Below are 19,779 nucleotides of genomic sequence, written 5' to 3'. Positions count from 1 at the left end.
CTCCCGTCTTTTCACTGATGCTGCTTAAAAGTTTTTCACATAGTCACGGTGATGTGCTACCGCTTCTTTCAACTCTTCCAAATTATCAGAAGAGAATTTATCCAAGATTTCATTAGCTACGACAGTAGCGACTACTGATTCCATAACGACACCTGCTGCAGGCAAGGCCGTTGGATCTGAACGCTCAACCGTTGCCTTGTATGGCTCATGGGTCTCAATATCTACTGACATTAGTGGTTTATAAAGAGTTGGAATTGGCTTCATAACCCCACGGACTACAATTGGTTGACCATTTGTCATTCCACCTTCAAAACCACCGAGATTATTGGTTCTACGCGTATAGCCATCCTCTTCATTCCAAAGGATCTCATCCATCACTTGAGAGCCCCTGAGATAGCCATCTTTGAATCCAAGACCAAACTCGACCCCCTTGAAGGCATTGATGGAAACAACTGCTTGAGCAATCTTGGCATCCAACTTGGTATCCCATTGCACATAAGAACCAAGTCCTACAGGTACACCACCAACGACCGTTTCAACGACACCACCGATGGTGTCACCCTCTTTTTTGATTTGGTCAATGTAATCTTTAATTTCTTGCTCACGCTCTTGGTTAACAACTGAAATTTCTGACTGTTGGGCCAATTCCTTGATTTGAGCAACTGTCAAATTCTCTGGCACATCAATTTCCTTACCACCAAAGACAACCACATGATTAGCAATTTCAATATCAAGCTCAGCCAAGATTCGTTTAGCGACAGCACCCACTGCCACACGCATAGTTGTTTCACGCGCACTGGAACGCTCCAACGAATTACGCAAATCATCAAAACGGTATTTCATACCACCAACCAAGTCAGCATGTCCTGGACGTGGATGGGTGATTTTACGTTTGGTTTTCAAACGATCTTCAATATCTTCAACAGCCATAATGTCCAACCATTTTTGATGGTCCTTATTGATGACATGGAGGGTGATTGGAGCACCTGTTGTTTTCCCATGACGAACACCAGAAGTGATTTCAACCTTATCAGACTCAATTTTCATGCGGCCACCACGACCATAACCACCTTGGCGGCGTTTCAAATCCCCATTGATATCTTCAGCAGTCAAGGGAAGACCAGCTGGAACACCTTCGATAATTGCCGTTAAACGTGGGCCGTGAGACTCACCTGCTGTTAAATATCTCATTTATTTCTCCAAATACTCTTTCATTTCAACTAAAGGAATCTGATTGATAGCTGCCTTACCAATTTCTGGAACGATAACTGTCTTAATACTATTACCACGGGCTTTCTTGTCATGTGTGAGGGCTGTATAGAGCTCCTCAACACGCCATGGCTCATAGTCCACTGGCAAACCAAATTTCACACACATCTCAGCAATTTGACGTGTGATTCCCTGAGGCATTAGTTTTTTTTTCTCAGCAACACGAGAAATCTGAACCATTCCAATAGCCACAGCTTCACCATGCATAACTTTACCATAACCAGCTGTTTGTTCGACGGCATGCCCAATCGTATGACCAAAGTTTAGGTACATACGGACGCCACCTTCAAACTCATCTTCAACCACAATTTTACGCTTAACGTTACATGAACGGTAAATGATGGTCTCTGAGTTTTCCAAAACACTATGAACCGAACCATCAATGTTATCAAGGAGCTGCCAAAGTTCAGGATCGTCAATCAAACCATATTTGACAACCTCACCCATACCTTCAATCAATTCACGTTTACCAAGTGTCTCAAGGACATTAGGATCAATTAAAACCCCATCAGGCTGAGCAAAAGTTCCTACGATATTTTTGGCAAAAGGAGTATTCACACCTGTCTTTCCACCAATAGATGAATCTACTTGGGCGGTTAGACTGGTTGGAACTTGAACGAAATGAATTCCACGCATATAAGTTGAAGCGACAAATCCTGCTAAGTCTCCGACAACGCCACCACCAAGAGCAACAATACCATCACTACGAGTCATGCCATTCTTAATCAAAAACTCATAAGCCTTATTAACAGTCTTAAGATTTTTACTCGCTTCACCTTCTAGAAAGTCAAAAACGACAACCTCAAAACCTTCGTGTTCTAAGCTAAACTTAACTTTTTCTGCATATAGGCCTCCCACATGATTGTCTGTAATAAGCGCAATCTTTTGTGGTTCCCAAAGTGTCTTGACCCATTGTCCTACCCCTTTAAGAGCGCCCTTTTCAATGATAATGTCATAAGGTTTTTGTTTTAAGTTTACCTCTAGTTTCATCGTCGACCCCTCCTAGCTATTGTATATGTTTTCTAATTCCTGCCAAATAGCACCTGTTGGCATATTCTCGCCTGTCCATAATTTAAAGGCACCTGCTGCTTGATAAAGTAACATGCCTAGTCCATTCACAGCCTCTATCTCTTTTTTCCTTGCCAAGGCCAAGAAAGGTGTTTCAAAAGGCTGGTAAATGATATCCGCAACTAAGAGTTCCTTAGGAAATCTTGTATCTATAGAAATGGGCAATGACTCACCATCCATACCCACACTAGTCGCATTGACCAATAAATCGGTTTGCTTTAATTCCTTTTGGAAGTGGTCAGCATCAGTTAAATCATGAAATTCTAAATAGCAATCGGTTTGATCAAGCAAGGTTCTAAAGCTTTCTTTTGCCTTGACCAAGGATTGGGGCCGAACATAGATACTAACTTTTTTTGCACCATCAAGAACTGCCTGTGTCACAATAGATTTAGCCGCACCACCAGCCCCCAAAATCATAATATGAGTATCCTTAGGATTAAAATTTTTTAAACTAGCAAAAAAGCCAAAGCCATCTGTATTATGGCCAATCAAACGACCATCACGATTGACAACCGTATTAACTGCACCAATCAGTTGAGCTTCAGGACTAAGACCATCCAAAAATGGAATTACCTTTTCCTTATATGGCATAGACAAGTTGATACCGAACATATTATAACGTCTAATATTTTCAACTGTCTCAGCCAGGTCTGACTCTGGAATTTCCCAAGCTACATAAACCCCATTAACATGTGTTTTTTCGAAAGCTAAATTATGAATGAAAGGAGAAATTGAATGCTTGATAGGACTGGCAACAACAGCTGCTAAGCGTGTGTGTCCATCAATCCGCATCCAAAACCTCCCTAATCCTACACATGTCCGCAAGAGCAACTTGACCCGGTGCGCTGGTATTGTCAAGACTAGCAAAAGTCCATGATGACCCCACCAAGTCTCCCGCCAAACGTGACAAACGACCTAACTTACCCATTGACATAGTTACAAACTCTTGTTCAGGGTTAAAGGCCTTAAAGCCGCGTGTGAAATTCATAAGATCAAGGACATCTTGTTCATTCTTAGGCATAACGGCTACTTTAACAACTCTTGGCGTCAAGTTGGTCATCTCAGATAAAAGTTCCATAAGGTTTTCAGGTGTCTCCTCAAAGTTATGATAAGACAAAACCAAGTTTGAAAATTCAAGCATTTGGTCAAAGACTTCCTTGCGTGTGAAATACTCAAAATCAATATAATCTGGTGAATAGATAGCAGCTACATCCTTAATCAGTTTGACATATTCCCCATCAGTTAACTCAATCTTACCACCTTCACGTGTCGTACGAATGGTAAAAACAATTTCAAAGCCTGCGAATTTCTCAAAAATAGCTGGAGCAACTGTTAAGATACTATGCTTATCTAAAAAATCTGCACGCCATTCAATAATGTCCGCCCCCTCAAAACGAGACAGCTCAAGCGCTTGTGCTTCCTCTAAACTCGTCGGCATAATCGGAACTACAATTTTCATTTATTTACCTTTATTGTGTATACTTTCAAGTAATTTGATGTTGGATCATTAGGATTGACGGCAAAATCCACTGGTAATTGTTGCAAATTAACAAAGTCCGCTGAAATATCTCCCAATCCCTTACGCAGTTGCTTTTTAAACTGTTGCACTGTCATATTAGCTGCATTGGTACTTGCAATAATTGTCCCATACTCTGATAGAATATCAAGACTCTGCGTAATCAACTTGTGGTAATCCTTATTTGCTGAGAAAGTGCGTTTCTTATTTCGAGCAAAGCTAGGCGGATCAATAACGATAAGGTCATAAAATAATCCCTTTTTCTTGGCATATTTAAAATAATCAAAAACATCCATCACAACTAAACGATGATTTTCCATAATGAAGCCATTAGCTTCAAAATGAGCCGTGGATAACTCACGTGAACGTTTTGCCAAATCCACCGATGTCGTTTCAACCGCTCCCCCCATAGCTGCAGCGACTGAAAAAGCTGCCGTATAGGAGAACATATTCAAAACTGATTTGCCCAAGGCCAATCCATTAACCAAACCATCACGCACCTCATGCTGGTCAAGAAAAATCCCTGTCATTAGCCCATCATTTAGAAAAACTTCATAAGTTACCCCGTTCTCCAAGATAGTGAAGGTATCAGCTGCCTCTTGTCCATAAAGATGGTCTGACTCAAAATCAAGGCCCTTGAAGCGAATTTTTTCATAGCCTCCCAAAACCTCAGGAAAGACCGTTTGGAAAGCCTCTACAATAATATCCTTCAGGGAATAAATAAAGACATTGTACCATGAAAAGAGGGCATAGTCTCCATACAAATCAATCGTTAGACCACCAAAATCATCACCATCTTGGTTAAAAAGACGAAAAGCCGTCGTTAAATCATTAGCATAATAGGATTGACGTCTGGCTTTTGCCTTCTCAAAAAGCCCCTGAAAATAAGTCACTGTCAATTTTTGCTTTTTAGGGGACAAAAACCAACCTATCCCCTTATTTTGACTCGACAAATAGCCTGTTCCTAAAAATTCTTTGGATTGGCTATAAAGATAAATCAACTGATTATTTTCAGCTATATTTGGAAAATCTTCAGCCAAAAGAAGCTGTTTCCCTTGTTTGATTTTTTTCTCCGCAAAGGGACTTACCGTCAATATATTCATGCTACTATTATACCAAAAAAATGTTATAATTTCTGTTTCGTAACTAGATTTTGTCAATTATATATGTCAAGGAATATGACATTCTATGACACTCTATGACAGTAAATTTTTGAGAGTCATTTTGTTATTTGGTATAATAGCTAAGATAATATAAAATCAAAGGAAGTATTGCTTTGAAAAAAATAAACGAAGCTTTTTGGAAAGGAGTTTCATCAAGACTCGGATTCGTCTTCTTGTTACTCTTCTTTTACTGGCTAAAAAACATATACGCTTATTTCGTCAACATTAATCTTGAGTGGGAAAGCAAATATCAGGTTATGCTTTCACTGATTAACCCTATTCCACTGGGATTAATGCTGCTAGGTTTAGGACTTTACTTCAAGAAAAGACGTTTTTTTTATGGCATAACAATTGCTATTTATGTCATCCTTAATCTCCTGCTTATTGCTAATGTCATTTACTTTGGAGAGTTTACAGACTTCATAACTGTAAATACCATCCTGGCAAGTTCTAGTTCAGCAGCCGGGCTGGGAGACTCAGCTAAGAACCTTCTTGAACCAAGTTATATCTTTTATTTGATTGATGTTCCTTTCTTCATTTATGGTGTTTTTAGGAAAAAACTAAAAACGGATAGTAAGCCATTTAATAAACGAGCTAGTTTTGCCATCACCGCACTATCGACACTCCTTCTCTCAGCTAACCTATTTCTAGCGGAAGTTAACCGTGGTGAGTTACTGACACGTGGTTTCTCCAACAACTATATTGTTCGTGCTATGGGGATTCCTTTCTTTACAGCTTATTCCGGTAACTTAACGTATCAAGCTTCACAAGCTCGTTCATCCGCAACAGCAGACGACATGAAAAAGGTTGAAGCTTATGTTAAGGAGCACTATGCAGCACCTGATCCTAAGTACTACGGAATTGCTAAAGGAAGAAACGTTATCGTTATTCACTTGGAGAGTTTCCAACAGTTTCTTATTGATTATAAGCTCCAAGTAAATGGTCAGTCTTATGAAGTAACACCATTCCTCAATTCCATTTACCACTCAAATGAAACCCTAGCCTTTTCAAACTTCTTCCACCAAGTTAAATCAGGAAAAACTTCTGATGCTGAAACCTTGATGGAAACATCACTCTTCGGACTAAGTACAGGGTCATATATGGTAAACTACGGTGGTACCAATACAGCCTACGCTGCACCATCTATCCTAGCTCAAACGGGTGGCTATACTTCAGCTGTTTTCCATGGAAACACTGGATCCTTCTGGAACCGCAATAATACCTATAAAAAGTGGGGTTATAACTACTTCTTTGACTCATCAGCTTTCACTGAGAAAACCGATGAAAATTCCTTCCAGTACGGTCTTAATGATAAGTACATGTTTTCAGATTCCATCAAATATCTGGAACAAATGCAACAGCCTTTCTATGTTAAATACCTAACCGTATCTAACCACTACCCATACACTTCCCTGTCAGGCAACAAAAATGAACAAGGTTTCCCACTCGCTAACACAAAAGACGAAACTGTTAACGGGTATTTTGCAACAGCCAACTATCTTGACTCTGCAATCAAAGACTTCTTTGATTACCTTAAGGAAACTGGCCTTTATGATAATTCGATTATTGTTATGTATGGTGACCACTACGGTATCTCTGATATGCGAAGCAGTAATCTAGCGGAACTGCTCGGGAAGAACCCTGAGACTTGGTCAAATTATGATGAAGCCATGCTTCAACGTGTCCCTTACATGATTCACATCCCAGGATATACTGGAGGTGGCATCTCTAACACATTTGGTGCTGAAGTTGATGCCCTCCCAACCCTCCTTCACATTCTTGGTGTTGACACTAGATCTTATATCCAGATGGGACAAGACCTCCTATCTCCTGATAATAAGCAAACTGTCGCATTTAGAACCTCAGGTCAATATGTTACACCTCAATACACAAGCTACTCTGGTAAACTCTATAACACTCAAACAGGAGAAGAAATTACTAACCCTGATGAGACTACTAAAAAGGAAAATGAGGCTATTCGTAACGCGGTTGCAACCCAGTTGTCAATGAGTGATGCAGTCCAAACAGGTGACCTCCTTCGATTCTACACGCCAGATGGTTTAAATCCTCTTGATTCTAGCACAATTTCCTACACTAAACAGACGGATCAACTAAAAAAAATCAATAAAAAGCTGAAAGATAAATCAACAAGTCTTTACAAACAAAAAGGCAATAAATCAACAGCTGACCTATTCAAGACACCATCTTACAAGGAATTACATCCTGTTGAACCTGAATCAAGCTCAAACTCAACAGAAGAAAGCTCATCTAGTCAAGAAACTACAGCTCCACAAGAATAACCCTAAAAAGACAGTTCTCATCGGGCTGTCTTTTTAGATTAAATCAACCATATCTCTACATAATCAACTCTTCAACGACCTGGCTCAGATATATTTCTTGCTAGTTTTCTCCAACCATGATTAGATAAGAAACATAATAAAAACATATATAGGAGATCTGATATGAATCCAATGGAATTATTTAACCAAGTGAAAGAAATGATCGAAAAAAAGATTTTGAAGCAGCTAAAAAGTTTGTAAAGGAAAACAAAGATGATCTAGGTGAGTACTTCAACCAAGCTAAATCTCTCGTTTCAGGCAATGAAATGGTAAGTGGAGCTTTAGACAAGATTAAAGGCCTATTCTAAGCCTAAATTCCCCAATCAATAGGATTGAGGGGATTTTTTTATTCAGATGACTAATTGAGAATCAGAAATATTATAGTGTGATATTTTATTTGTGAGAAGACAAAAAGAGATTCCTCAAGGAACCTCTTTCCATTCTATATTACTATAGAATTATTTTTTCAAGTTGTAGAATGATTTCAAACCACGGTATTCTGCAACTTCACCAAGTTGGTCTTCGATACGAAGCAATTGGTTGTATTTAGCAATACGGTCAGTACGTGACAATGAACCTGTCTTGATTTGACCAGCGTTAGTTGCAACTGCAATATCAGCGATTGTTGAATCTTCAGTTTCACCTGAACGGTGTGATACTACTGCTGTGTATCCAGCTTCTTTCGCCATTTCGATAGCGTCAAAAGTCTCAGTCAAAGTACCGATTTGGTTAAATTTGATAAGGATTGAGTTAGCAGCGTGTTCTGCAATACCTTTTTCAAGGTAAGCAGTGTTAGTTACGAAGAAGTCGTCACCAACCAATTGAACTTTATCACCAAGACGTTCAGTAAGAGCTTTCCAACCGTCCCAGTCATTTTCGTCCATACCATCTTCGATAGTGATGATTGGGTATTTGTTAACCAATTCTTCAAGGTAGTCGATTTGTTCTGCAGCAGTACGAACAGCAGCGCCTTCACCTTCAAATTTAGTGTAGTCGTAAACTTTACGTTCTGCATCATAGAATTCAGATGATGCACAGTCTAATCCGATAAATACGTCTTTACCTGGTACATATCCAGCAGCTTCGATAGCTTTGATAATAGTTTCAACACCATCTTCAGTTCCGTCGAAACGAGGTGCGAAACCACCTTCGTCACCTACGGCTGTTTCAAGTCCACGTTCTTTAAGAATTTTCTTAAGCGCGTGGAAGATTTCAGCACCCCAACGAAGCGCTTCTTTGAATGTTGGTGCACCAGCAGGTACAATCATAAATTCTTGGAAAGCGATTGGAGCGTCTGAGTGAGAACCACCGTTGATGATATTCATCATTGGAGTTGGAAGAACTTTAGTGTTGAATCCGCCAAGGTAGCTGTAAAGTGGAACTTCAAGGTAGTCAGCAGCTGCGCGTGCTACAGCGATAGACACACCAAGAATAGCGTTGGCACCAAGTTTACCTTTGTTTGGAGTACCGTCAAGAGCGATCATTGCGCGGTCAATACCTTGTTGATCACGTACGTCGAATCCGATAATGTGCTCAGCAATAACGTTGTTTACGTTATCAACTGCTTTTTGAGTACCAAGACCACCGTAACGAGCTTTGTCACCATCACGAAGTTCTACTGCTTCGTGTTCACCAGTTGATGCTCCTGAAGGAACCATACCGCGACCGAATGCACCAGATTCAGTGTAAACTTCTACTTCAAGTGTTGGGTTACCGCGTGAGTCAAGGACTTCACGTGCGTAAACATCAGTAATAATTGGCATTACAATACTCTCCTTATGAGTTAAATTTTTTTACACACTTATATTACCATAATATCAAGGCTTAAGCAAATTAAAACCAGAATTTTCTTGCGATTATCTATTTTTTTATTTCAATTATTTTTGAAAATCTCAGAAAAAATAAGGCAAATGAAAAGGAATTCAAAATAATATTGTATAATAGTAAATAGAAAAGAGAAAGGAGATCCCCTATGACTTCACTTGAAAACAAAGTGCTCCAATGCGCCAGTGGCGAAAAACGCCTGAATCCCGATGAACTTCGTCAGTATTTTGGCACCTATGCAGAACGTGTAGTCTTAGCTGTTCTATTGGAAAATGCTGAAAAGAAATCTGTAATAGAACACTTTCCATTGATTTTAAAGAAGTTATTAGCAGTGTACCCTAACCTTAGTCTAAAGCTTTCACCTAACCTATCTGATCAGACACAGTTCACCTATATCAAGGACGCTCAAATACTAAATATCTCTGCAACTATTGTTGATGAAGCAAAAGCACACTCACCATATGGTATTGTTGTGCATAGTGATAGGGCCGAAAACCTTGATAAGATACTATTCTCAGAGCTCTATCCTGATATTCTTGCTCCCAAGCAAACTGAGCAAATCGTTGAAAAAAGGGGATGTTTTGCTAAGCTATTTGGAAAATAATAACATCTGAGCTGGCCCCTGGTCAGCTTTTTCTTGTTTCACAATGACTTACTCAATTTGATGAGGTTTCCAATATTGAGTCCTGTTCGATAGAGATTTTCTTTAGCCGAAGACAGGATTTGATCTAAGTCACCTAATTGACCAATGATTGGAAAAGCGGCTGAAATGCCACCTACTGGAGAATCAGGTAAGTCATCCTTCAAACTGCCGCAAATAGCGATAACTAAGATAGCCGATGGTGTTCGTTTAGCTACACCTACCGGTGCTTTACCAGATAAGGACTGATTATCCATACGTCCTTCCCCAACAATAACCAAATCAGCTGTTTTTACACGCTGGTCAAAATCGACACAATCCAGTACAAAATCAATCCCTGACTTAATTTCTGCTCCTGCAAAGGCTGCCATTCCTGCTGCCATTCCCCCTCCAGCACCCGAACCAGCTATTTTTGGAACCTCAGGACCAAATCCTTGGTAGAATTGAGCCATGTCTTGGTCAACCTTTTTAACTTGTGAAGGCGCCAAGCCCTTTTGACCACCAAAAATATAGGTTGCCCCATTTAGACCACACAAGGGATTATCTACATCGGTGATAAGACGAATAGTTACATTAGATAAATCAAGTTTATTTTTAGAAGACACCTTTTTAACGTTACCAAGATTGGCACCTATTGGCTCTAGCTCCTGCCCCTCAGAATCATAAAAACGATAACCTAATCCATAAGCCATACCAATTCCGCCATCATTAGTAGCTGATCCACCTACACCTATAATAAAATCACTAATACCAGATTTAACCAAGTGAACAATCAGTTCACCGACTCCCTGGGTTGTTATACAAAGGGGGTTGCGTTTATCCTTAGGTACCTGTTCCAAGCCACAAATCGCAGCCATTTCAAAAATGGCAGTCTGCCCATTACTAGCATAGGAGACAGAGCCATCACCAGTATAAGCATGTGGAATCTTAACAGTTTTCTTCTCAAAATTTAGATTTTCAGCAAGAGCATCTAAGGTACCTTCGCCACCATCGCCTATTGGCTTGAGGTCAAAATCAGCGTCTGGTAAGGCCTTTTCAAGGCCCGATTTAAGAGCTAGGGCAACCTCTTTTGCAGACAAACTTTCTTTAAACGAATCAGGTGCAATCAGAATTCGCATCATTTACTCCCTTTATTTTCCTTTCAAGTAAGGGGACAGGGCCTGAACCAAGTCATCTGTCATATATCGTGGACCTCGGACAGTTTTGATACCAAAGCACTTTAGCCTTTCACTATCAAAATCACTATCATTAAAGCTGTATAAAGGTTTAATTCGCATCAATTCCTTAATACTCTCATCATCACGATAACCTTGATTAGCTATATTAACTTCTAAAACCTGACAGAGATAACGGATGGCCTTGGTAGGTGCCGTAATATAGATTGCAGCAAAGTCCCCTTTTTGCATACTGGCTTTCTGAGTCCAAAGAATATCCTCACTTGCTGAGAACTCCTCCCCAATATCGTAGTATTTTAGATTTACTGGAACAATCCAGTAGTGTGGCTCTGAAGCCTTCCTAAGATGTTTAGGAGCAACCAGAGAACGACTCCCTCTAATAAGCTCAAAAATCGTTTGGTCTGGAATTGTCTTATCTAAAACAAGGCTTATCCAAGTCTTCTTGGACATATGGTAACTAGGATAGATTCCATCTAAGTCTAAGAGCTTATCCATCCGCCTTGGATCGACCTTAATGTTAACCACATCATAGACTAAATTCGCCTTTTCTCCACTAAGTGCTAGTTTCTCACCCTTGAGAGGGAAAAATAAGGCATACCACTTACCATCAACCCGAAAGGAAAGATAGTCTGGATATTTTTCAAAAGGATGGTCAGCTTGGTCTGAAAATTCCTTAACTATAAAATTAGCCAGACGATTAGCTTGCGGGGATGAAAACAATTGATCATCATAACAAAACTCAGCTACTTGCGACAGCAGATCTCCATAAGCTTCTCTGACTTGACCAACATAGGTTCCAGTTGCGTGAGGGCTTCGGAAAGTGTCATAAGACTCATCAAAATCAACATCAACAACCTGCCCTGTCAATTTACCTTCAAAATCAATGAATAGTCGAGCCTCAAGTCCTTCAGCCATTAGTGGTTTTCTGAACTCGTAGCCTTTCTCACTAGTTATAAAACCAAAAGGCTCTAGGCTATCATGTTTTAGGACTTTCTGTTTAAAATAAGCATCCTCAAAAGTCATTCATTCTCCCTTTTTCTAAAAAAAGAGAAGTTGAGACAAACTAATGTCCCAACTCCTTTTTTATTTTGTTGATTGGCGTAAAGTTAGACCATAATTAAGAATAATGTCTTTATTTTCAAGTTCTTCCTTATTCATAATTTTAGTCAACATACGCATGCTAACTGCCCCTAAATCATAGAGAGGAAGGTTTATACTAGAAAGGTTTGGACGTGTATAGCTTGTAATCGGTGAATCATTGCTTGTGATGATTTCGAAATCTTCTGGAACTGATTTGCCAGCAGCAAAGAGGCCATTTAAGAGACCTGCAGCCAATTCATCTTCTCCAACGTAGGCAGCAGTAGCACCAGAGTTCAAGACACGTTGTGCTAACTCAAAGCCATCTTTATAGCTATATTTGGCTTCAAAGACAAGTCCTTCGTTGTAACGCAAATCATTCTTTTCAAGTCCAGCCTTATACCCAGCCAAACGTAGTTTGCCATTAATATCATCGATTAGTGGTCCTGATACAAAGGCAACCTTTTCATTATTTTTAGCAAGTTGCGTTACACAATCCTCAACGGCAGCTTTATAGTCGATGTTAACACTTGGTAATTGGTGTTCGAGATCAACTGTTCCTGCTAGAACAATCGGTGTACGGGTACGAGAGAATTCTGCACGGATTTTTTCTGTCAGATGGTGTCCCATAAAAATAATACCATCAACTTGTTTAGAAATTAGAGAATGAATGACTGTAACTTCATGATCCTCATTATCATCACTGGAAGCAAGAACAATATTATACTTATACATGGTTGCAATGTCATCAATACCTTTAGCTAGAGTAGCAAAATAGCTATTTGCAATATTTGGAATGACAACTCCTACAGTAGTTGTTTTTTTACTCGCCAAGCCACGCGCAACCGCATTTGGACGGTAATTCAAACGATCAATGACTTCGAGCACTTTTTTTCGGGTGTTTTCTTTTACGTTTTTGTTACCATTTACAACACGAGAAACAGTTGCCATCGATACTCCAGCTTCACGCGCTACATCATAAATTGTGATTGTTTCATCAGTATTCATAAGAAACACTTCCTTTCTAAATTTAACGCACAGTTCTTCATAATAATTATAGCAAAATTTGAAAACACTTTCAAATGTTTTTAACTGATCCTTTACAAAAAAATGAAAAGGACTCTCTTTCGATAGCTAAGGTAAAGAAAGCCGTTTCAAATATTGGGCTATCATTTCGCATTTTCATGATTATTCATCGCTTACAACCTATAAGATTGAAAAAACTAAATGAAAGCAAATGATTTAATGAAAATCCAAAAACAGCTTGCATTTTCCCTATAAAAGTGACAGAATGAGTATCAGAAAAACAAAGGAGTTTTTTTCTATGTCTAAACTTGATCGCATTCGTTATTTCTTAAATGAAAATAAAGCGGGACTAGCTATTGTCTCGGATCCTGTGACTATCAATTATCTTACTGGTTTTGATTGTGACCCGCATGAACGCCAAATGTTTCTTTTCGTCTACGAGAATCGTGAGCCAGCCCTCTTTGTTCCAGTGTTGGAGATCGCACGTGCCTCTTCTATTCTCGATTTCCCAGTCTTCGGTTATGTGGACTCTGAAAATCCATGGCAAAAAATTAAGGCCGGTCTAGCAAGTACTGATAGTCCTATAATTTATGCAGAGTTTGATAATCTCAATGTGACTAAATTTCAAGGATTGCAAACAGTCTTTGAGGGTCGCTTCGAGAACCTAACACCATTCATCCACAAAATGCGCGTCATCAAGTCAGCTGATGAAATTCAAAAAATGATTGTTGCTGGTGATTATGCTGATAAAGCTGTTAATATCGGTTTCGACAATATCTCTCTTGATGTGACTGAGACAGATATCATTGCTCAAATCGAATTTGGTATGAAGAAAATTGGCATCAATCAAATGGCCTTTGAAACTATGGTCCTTACAGGTAACAATGCAGCAAACCCACATGGTATTCCAGGAACTAACCGCATTGAAAATGATAGCCTACTCCTCTTTGACTTAGGTGTTGTCAGTCAAGGCTATGTTTCAGATATGACACGTACTGTAGCTGTCGGTCAACCTGACCAATTCAAGAAAGATATCTACAATATCTGTTTGGAAGCTCAACTCACTGCCCTTGATTTTATCAAACCAGGCGTAACAGCCAGTGAAATTGATGCTGCAGCTCGTAATGTTATTGAAAAGGCTGGTTACGGCGAATACTTCAACCACCGTTTGGGACATGGTCTTGGTATGGATGTCCATGAGTTTCCGTCAATCATGGAAGGAAATGACTTGGTTATCGAAGAAGGTATGTGCTTCTCTGTTGAACCAGGAATTTACATTCCTGAAAAAGTTGGTGTTCGTATCGAAGACTGTGGCTACGTTACAAAAGATGGCTTCGAAGTCTTTACACACACACCAAAAGAACTTCTCTATTTTGATGTTTAATTAATCCAGAATGGCCTTCAATTAAGTTGAGGGCCATTTCGTTTACACTAAAATTCAAATGCCATTTAAAAAGCTAACCCATCATGTGTCAGCTTTTGCTATTTATCTCCTTCATGCTCTTGTCTAAGATAGTCAAGCCCTTCTTCAATCCATCCTGGCATCGCTTCTGCCAAAGGTTTAAAGCCATAGTTCAAACGACTATCTGAGAAACGATGACGGTGAGGGATTTTATTTTTTTCTTCCTCAAGTGTTCTCAAAGAAAGACTGGCCTTTTGAGTAAATTCATCAAAATCAATTACCTGAACCAAGACTTCCTGGCCTACCTTTAGTGTGTTGTAGATGTTGTCGATATAACCTGTCTTAATCTCCGAGATATGAATCAAGCCTGTGGTACCATTATCCAATGAAACAAAGGCACCGTAAGGCTTGATACCCGTGATAATCCCCCTAAGCTTGTCTCCAATTTTCATCTTAGTCTGTTACCTCAATCGTTTCAATAACAACTTCCTCAAGCGGCTTATCTTGAGTTCCAACCTCAACATTGGCAATCTCATCAAGCACCTTGTAAGAGGCTTCATCTACCAAATGACCAAAAACAGTGTGACGACGATCTAGGTGAGGTGTACCACCATTTTCAGCATAAGCTTCTGCAATTGGTGCTGGCCATCCACCACGTTCAAGTTCCTTTTTAGCATAAGGAATCTCAGGTGCTTGAACAATGAAGAACTGGCTACCATTAGTATCTGGTCCAGCATTTGCCATTGAAAGTGCACCACGGAGGTTATAGAGTTCTTCAGAAAACTCGTCCTGGAAGCTACCACCAAAGCTTGATTCACCACCCATACCAGTACCAGTTGGGTCACCACCTTGAATCATAAAGTCCTTGATAATACGGTGGAAAATCACACCATCATAATAGCCGCTCTTGGCCAAATTGACAAAGTTAGTGACAGTCAATGGCGCATGGTCAGGGAAAAGCTTGATGACCAAATCACCATGATTTGTTTTAATTGTTGCGACTGGACCTTCTACTGTATCCAAGTCAAGTTGTGGGAAATGAAGTTCTTTTTCTACCAATCCGAGTTCCTCCAAGGCATTGAAAATGCCATCTTCTTCTACTGTTCCAGTTACATAATCAGCTTTGGCTTTAAGTTCTGGTATGGCGTTCCCCATGGCAATTTTAAGACCAACATAGTCAAAAATTTCCATATCATTTGGCCCATCACCAAACATCATAGCATTGACTGGTGTAAGATTCTCATGCTCCAAGACATGACCGACACCTGAAGCCTTTGAGATACCAGTTGCTACCACATCAGATGAGTGTTCGTGCCATGGCACCAAGCGAACGTGGGCTGCGAGTTCCTCCGGCAACTCAAGGTCACCATCATTTTCTGCAAAAGTCCACATCTGATAAACATCATTAGTCAAATGGAAGTCTGGCTCAACGTCACAAATACCATAGATAGGCACCATAGCATCATCAATCAATTCTGAACGTTCTGAGACAACTGGCTTATCCTTACCAGCGAAGCCCCAAGCAATACCAATCTCTTTGCACCAAGCAACAAAAGCTTCAGTAACTTCACGAGCAAGGGGCTGATTATAAATTTCTTCCCCTTTTCGGTTAATGACATAAGTTCCATTGATTGTTACAAAATAATCAGGTTCTAGGTCCAGAATTTCCTCAACTACACCATAGTAGCCACGTCCTGTAGCGATCCCTGTCAAGATTCCTTTTTCTTTAAGTCCTTTGAAAACAGCCTTAATAGACTCTGGGATATAACCTGTTTTTTTGACACGAAGGGTGTCATCAATATCAAAGAAAACAATCTTAATCTTCTTAGCCTTATATTTTGTTTTTGCATCTACTGGCATCGTAAATCTCCTTTACAGTATCAAAATCTAGCGCTAGGTACTATTCAAGACAGCCCTAACGAAAGATCTCATACGATGTTTCCATTATATCATTTCTTAAAGCTAAAAAGCAAAAAATCATCTAATACCAGGTCAGTCTTAGTTGATAGGTGTTCTAACGGTTAACACTCTTGATAATACGTTTAATGTCACGCTCTTGTTCGCGACGTTTGATTGACTCACGTTTATCGTAATCGTGCTTCCCTTTGGCGATACCCAGTAGAACCTTGGCGAAACCATTTTTTAGGTAAACCTTAAGTGGGACTAGGGTCATCCCTGTTCCTTTAAGATCATTTTGAAGTTTGGTGATTTGCTTTTTCTTGAGCAATAATTTCCGAGTACGTTCTGGATCTTGATTCCAGATGTTCCCTTGCTCAAAAGGAGCAATATGAACATTGATTAACCAAGCTTCCCCATTTTTTATTTGGGCGTAACCATCCTTTAGCTGGATGCGAGCCGCACGAACAGACTTAATCTCTGTCCCTGTCAGCACGATACCTGCTTCAATAGTATCTACAATACTATAGTCATGTCTCGCCTTTTTATTCTGAGCAACAACATTGCCTTCACCTTTTGGCATAGCAGTCCCTCCATTCTCATCCTATTTTCGTTTTTTTTGCAACGTTCTTGTAGAAAGGTTTGTTTCCTTTTTTCTAACGACGACCACTCTCACGTCCCTTATTATCATTATGAGGACGGTTTTGATTCTTATGCTTGTCTGGTTTCTTAGATGACTTACGCTTTTCATCATAAGAGCCTTTGTAACCACTACTATCTTGACCGCTACTCTTATTTACACGTTTACCACGACTTTCGAAATCACCATTCTGACGATCGCGACGTGGTCCTCTATTACGGAAGAACTTAGCCTTCTCTTCACGTTCCTGACGAGCCTTGTGATCTACTTTTTCAATGATATCGTACTCACTTGGAAGGTATTGAAAATCAATGTCTCCAGTCTCCTTATCTGCACGAATTAACTTAACTCGAATAGGTTGGCCAACACGGAAAGTCTTACCAGATTTTTCACCCTGAAAGGTCATGGTGCGTTCATTGTAATTGTAGAATTCTGGAAGTGTTGTGACATGAACCAAACCTTCGATGGTATTTGGCAATTCCACAAACATACCGAATTTAACCACACTTCCGACAATACCATCGAATTCTTGACCAACAAACTCTTCCATGTACTCTGCTTTTTTCATAGCTTCAACGACACGTTCAGCTTCAATAGCACGACGCTCAAGGTTTGAAGATGAAGTAGCTAACTCTGGAATAACCTCTTCAAAGTGTTCACGCGTTTCTTGAGACATATTGTTGGTGTACTCACGAATCATTCGGTGAACCAAAAGGTCTGGGTAACGACGGATTGGACTGGTGAAGTGAGTATAATACTGAGCCGCAAGTCCATAGTGCCCATGATTCTGTTCTGAATAACGAGCTTGTTGCATTGAACGAAGTAACATCATATTCATGACTTCTGCTCCAGGTTTGCCTTGAACTCGCGCCATGAAATCTTGTAAGTCTAGCTGATCCATCTTATTAGCTGTTCCTTTGATTTGAATACCAAAGATAGAAGCATAATCCATAAAGCGTTGCAATTTCTCCGCCTTAGGCTCTTCGTGAATACGGTAAATAAATGGCAACTTAGCCTTAGCGAAATGCTCTGCCACACATTCATTGGCAGCCAACATAAAGGACTCAATCATTCGCTCAGCCGTCCCACGTTCACGCACCACGATATCAACTGGCATCCCCTTATCATTAACCAAGATACGAGCTTCAGATGTATCAAAGTTAAGGGCACCACGACGTTCGCGCATATCTTCTAAAATCTTATGAAGTTCTGCCATAGCTGACACAGAATCCATGATAGGCTTAAACTGTTCAATCTTTTCTGGATTTCCAGCCAACATTTCGTTGACATCACTATAGGTCATACGGAAGGTTGTCTTAATTACAGATTGGCAAATCTTATGATTAATCACCTTGCCTTTAGGAGTAATCTCCATAATAGCTGACAGAGTCAAGCGGTCAACATTGGGATTTAGAGAACAAATACCATTTGAAAGACGCTCAGGCAACATTGGAACCACGCGGTCTGTCACATAAACAGAAGTCCCACGCGCTGCAGCCTCACGGTTGAGGGCAGAACCCTCTTTGACATAATAAGACACATCTGCAATGTGGACACCTAGCTCATAGTTACCATTTGGTAAACGTTTAATATGAACTGCATCATCCAAGTCCTTGGCATCAGCTCCATCAATGGTGAAGGTCACTTCTTGACGAAGGTCAACACGACCAATTAGATCTTCTTGACTAGGTGCATCCGGCACAGCCTCTGCTTCAGCCATAACATCTTCTGGAAACTCCGAAACAATATCCATTGATTCCAAAACTTCCAAGACATCAATACCAGCATCTCTTTGATGACCAATAATATCTCGAACACTTCCTACAAAATAATCGTGATGGCGGTTAGGGTATTTTTCAATATCAACCTTAATAATCTCAGTCCCCTCAAGAGCAACTGGTCCTTTCTTGATATAGATTGGTTGCTGAATTTTTTGATTCTTAGCCTTAATGTAACCTACATAAGGTTCTTTCTCGTCATTGAGGATAAATTTCCCGACAACCGTTTTAAGAGAGCGTTCGACAATTTCAACAACTCTTGCTTCTGCCGCTATCCCACGCAAATGATCTGCTGGCTTCTTAATGACTGCGGCAACAGTGTCACCATCAATGGCATGGCCAACGTCATTACGACCAATAAACATGTCGTCCTCACTGTCATCGACATGTAAGAAACCAAAACCATTCTTATTGGCATGAAAAACACCCTCTACAGTAACCTGATTGGGATGTTCTTTCTTAGGACGTAAGGATACAGAGCCGTCTCGATTAAAGCGCAACTGTCTCTTCCTTTCCATAGCTGATATGACTTTGATAAGCTGTGGGAACTTTTCACCGCCAGTGTGATTAAGAGCGTGGGCAATGTCATTTACACTGGATTTCCCATGTTCTTTCAAATAATTTATAATAGATTCTTTCATAATTTTCCTTTACTTTTATTGACTATAACGCAAAAAATGAGTCAACCTCAGTCAACTCATTACTTACTTGAGAGAATGGAAAGGACGATTGCATCTACAATCCATAGAAAAACCATGATTCCTGTAAAGCGTTGCATAAAGGCTTCAAAGCCACGTGGTTTACTACGTTCAAATAGTGCTTCTGACCCCCCACCATCAAAGACATTGCTACTTGGATTTTTTTGTGGCTGCATGAATACCGCAATCACAATAATAGCTGACATAACCAAGAGCAGCGTTAATAATAAGTTGTACATAGTTATTCCTCCGAAAAAGTCCCTTTCAT

17 protein-coding genes and 1 pseudogene are annotated in these 19,779 nt (G+C 39.9%); 4 read left to right on the top strand and 14 right to left on the bottom strand.

Features of this window, described 5'->3' with window-relative positions:
• Window positions 1–24: 24 nt before the first annotated feature.
• The 5 genes from aroC to NSQ85_RS09200 are packed head-to-tail and all read right to left on the bottom strand — an operon-like array spanning window position 25 to window position 4,956.
• On the bottom strand, window positions 25–1,191 hold the full coding sequence (gene aroC / locus NSQ85_RS09220; protein WP_011225712.1) for a chorismate synthase: 1,167 nt from the start codon (window positions 1,189–1,191) through the stop codon (window positions 25–27).
• Entirely contained in the window at window positions 1,192–2,259 is a 1,068-nt protein-coding gene (aroB, locus tag NSQ85_RS09215) for a 3-dehydroquinate synthase (RefSeq protein WP_179974370.1), read from the bottom strand.
• A 12-nt stretch (window positions 2,260–2,271) separates the two neighbouring features.
• Window positions 2,272–3,129 (bottom strand): shikimate dehydrogenase, encoded by an 858-nt coding sequence (locus NSQ85_RS09210; protein ID WP_179974369.1) that lies wholly within the window; start codon window positions 3,127–3,129, stop codon window positions 2,272–2,274.
• The gene (gene aroD / locus NSQ85_RS09205; RefSeq protein ID WP_179974368.1) at window positions 3,119–3,796 is read right to left on the bottom strand and encodes a type I 3-dehydroquinate dehydratase; all 678 of its coding nucleotides are present in this window, start codon (window positions 3,794–3,796) and stop codon (window positions 3,119–3,121) included. The genes NSQ85_RS09210 and aroD overlap by 11 nt, the downstream gene beginning before the upstream one ends.
• Window positions 3,793–4,956 carry a class I SAM-dependent rRNA methyltransferase gene (locus tag NSQ85_RS09200; RefSeq protein ID WP_179974367.1) on the bottom strand — a complete coding sequence of 388 codons (1,164 nt, stop codon included), beginning with the start codon at window positions 4,954–4,956 and terminating at the stop codon, window positions 3,793–3,795. Before NSQ85_RS09200 ends, aroD begins: the two co-directional genes overlap by 4 nt.
• Window positions 4,957–5,129: 173 nt before the next feature.
• Here NSQ85_RS09200 and NSQ85_RS09195 point away from each other — a divergent pair, with 173 nt between their 5' ends.
• Together NSQ85_RS09195 and NSQ85_RS09190 are read left to right on the top strand one after the other, a co-directional pair.
• Entirely contained in the window at window positions 5,130–7,316 is a 2,187-nt protein-coding gene (locus tag NSQ85_RS09195; protein ID WP_179974366.1) for an LTA synthase family protein, read from the top strand.
• A gap of 162 nt (window positions 7,317–7,478) precedes the next feature.
• Window positions 7,479–7,663, top strand: a pseudogene (locus NSQ85_RS09190) (hypothetical protein).
• Between the two features lie 150 nt (window positions 7,664–7,813).
• Here the strand turns inward: NSQ85_RS09190 and eno are convergent.
• Window positions 7,814–9,118 (bottom strand): surface-displayed alpha-enolase, encoded by a 1,305-nt coding sequence (gene eno, locus NSQ85_RS09185; RefSeq protein WP_179973189.1) that lies wholly within the window; start codon window positions 9,116–9,118, stop codon window positions 7,814–7,816.
• Window positions 9,119–9,327: 209 nt separating this feature from the next.
• Here eno and NSQ85_RS09180 point away from each other — a divergent pair, with 209 nt between their 5' ends.
• Window positions 9,328–9,783 carry a YueI family protein gene (locus NSQ85_RS09180; RefSeq protein WP_179974365.1) on the top strand — a complete coding sequence of 152 codons (456 nt, stop codon included), beginning with the start codon at window positions 9,328–9,330 and terminating at the stop codon, window positions 9,781–9,783.
• Window positions 9,784–9,821: 38 nt separating this feature from the next.
• Here NSQ85_RS09180 and NSQ85_RS09175 read toward each other — a convergent pair whose 3' ends face one another.
• The 3 genes from NSQ85_RS09175 to ccpA are packed head-to-tail and all read right to left on the bottom strand — an operon-like array spanning window position 9,822 to window position 13,079.
• Complete coding sequence (locus tag NSQ85_RS09175) at window positions 9,822–10,937, bottom strand: glycerate kinase (protein WP_179972985.1); 1,116 nt, start codon at window positions 10,935–10,937, stop codon at window positions 9,822–9,824.
• A gap of 12 nt (window positions 10,938–10,949) precedes the next feature.
• Complete coding sequence (locus tag NSQ85_RS09170; protein WP_179972803.1) at window positions 10,950–12,017, bottom strand: MmcQ/YjbR family DNA-binding protein; 1,068 nt, start codon at window positions 12,015–12,017, stop codon at window positions 10,950–10,952.
• A 60-nt stretch (window positions 12,018–12,077) separates the two neighbouring features.
• Window positions 12,078–13,079, bottom strand: a complete 1,002-nt coding sequence (gene ccpA, locus NSQ85_RS09165; RefSeq protein ID WP_179972802.1) for a catabolite control protein A — start codon at window positions 13,077–13,079, stop codon at window positions 12,078–12,080.
• A 316-nt stretch (window positions 13,080–13,395) separates the two neighbouring features.
• On the opposite strand from ccpA, the gene NSQ85_RS09160 reads away from it, so the two are divergent.
• Window positions 13,396–14,481 (top strand): M24 family metallopeptidase, encoded by a 1,086-nt coding sequence (locus NSQ85_RS09160; RefSeq protein ID WP_340781710.1) that lies wholly within the window; start codon window positions 13,396–13,398, stop codon window positions 14,479–14,481.
• 98 nt (window positions 14,482–14,579) lie between these two features.
• On the opposite strand, the gene NSQ85_RS09155 is transcribed toward NSQ85_RS09160, so the two are convergent.
• From NSQ85_RS09155 to secG, 5 genes are all read right to left on the bottom strand, one after another.
• On the bottom strand, window positions 14,580–14,951 hold the full coding sequence (locus NSQ85_RS09155; RefSeq protein ID WP_179972800.1) for a S1 RNA-binding domain-containing protein: 372 nt from the start codon (window positions 14,949–14,951) through the stop codon (window positions 14,580–14,582).
• Window position 14,952: 1 nt separating this feature from the next.
• Window positions 14,953–16,359, bottom strand: a complete 1,407-nt coding sequence (locus NSQ85_RS09150; protein WP_179974364.1) for a Cof-type HAD-IIB family hydrolase — start codon at window positions 16,357–16,359, stop codon at window positions 14,953–14,955.
• 154 nt (window positions 16,360–16,513) lie between these two features.
• Window positions 16,514–16,978 carry an SsrA-binding protein SmpB gene (gene smpB / locus NSQ85_RS09145; RefSeq protein ID WP_002950240.1) on the bottom strand — a complete coding sequence of 155 codons (465 nt, stop codon included), beginning with the start codon at window positions 16,976–16,978 and terminating at the stop codon, window positions 16,514–16,516.
• A 73-nt stretch (window positions 16,979–17,051) separates the two neighbouring features.
• A complete protein-coding gene (rnr, locus tag NSQ85_RS09140; RefSeq protein ID WP_179974363.1) occupies window positions 17,052–19,454 on the bottom strand; it encodes a ribonuclease R in 2,403 nt (800 codons plus the stop codon).
• Between the two features lie 59 nt (window positions 19,455–19,513).
• Complete coding sequence (secG, locus tag NSQ85_RS09135) at window positions 19,514–19,750, bottom strand: preprotein translocase subunit SecG (protein WP_011680932.1); 237 nt, start codon at window positions 19,748–19,750, stop codon at window positions 19,514–19,516.
• Between the last annotated feature and the right edge of the window lie 29 nt (window positions 19,751–19,779).

It is taken from the genome of Streptococcus sp. FSL L8-0526 (assembly GCF_038007145.1).
In the GTDB taxonomy this organism is placed as follows: Bacteria; Bacillota; Bacilli; order Lactobacillales; family Streptococcaceae; genus Streptococcus; species Streptococcus thermophilus.
Note: the sequence above shows the minus strand (reverse complement) of the source record. Positions and strands in the feature narration are given on the sequence as shown.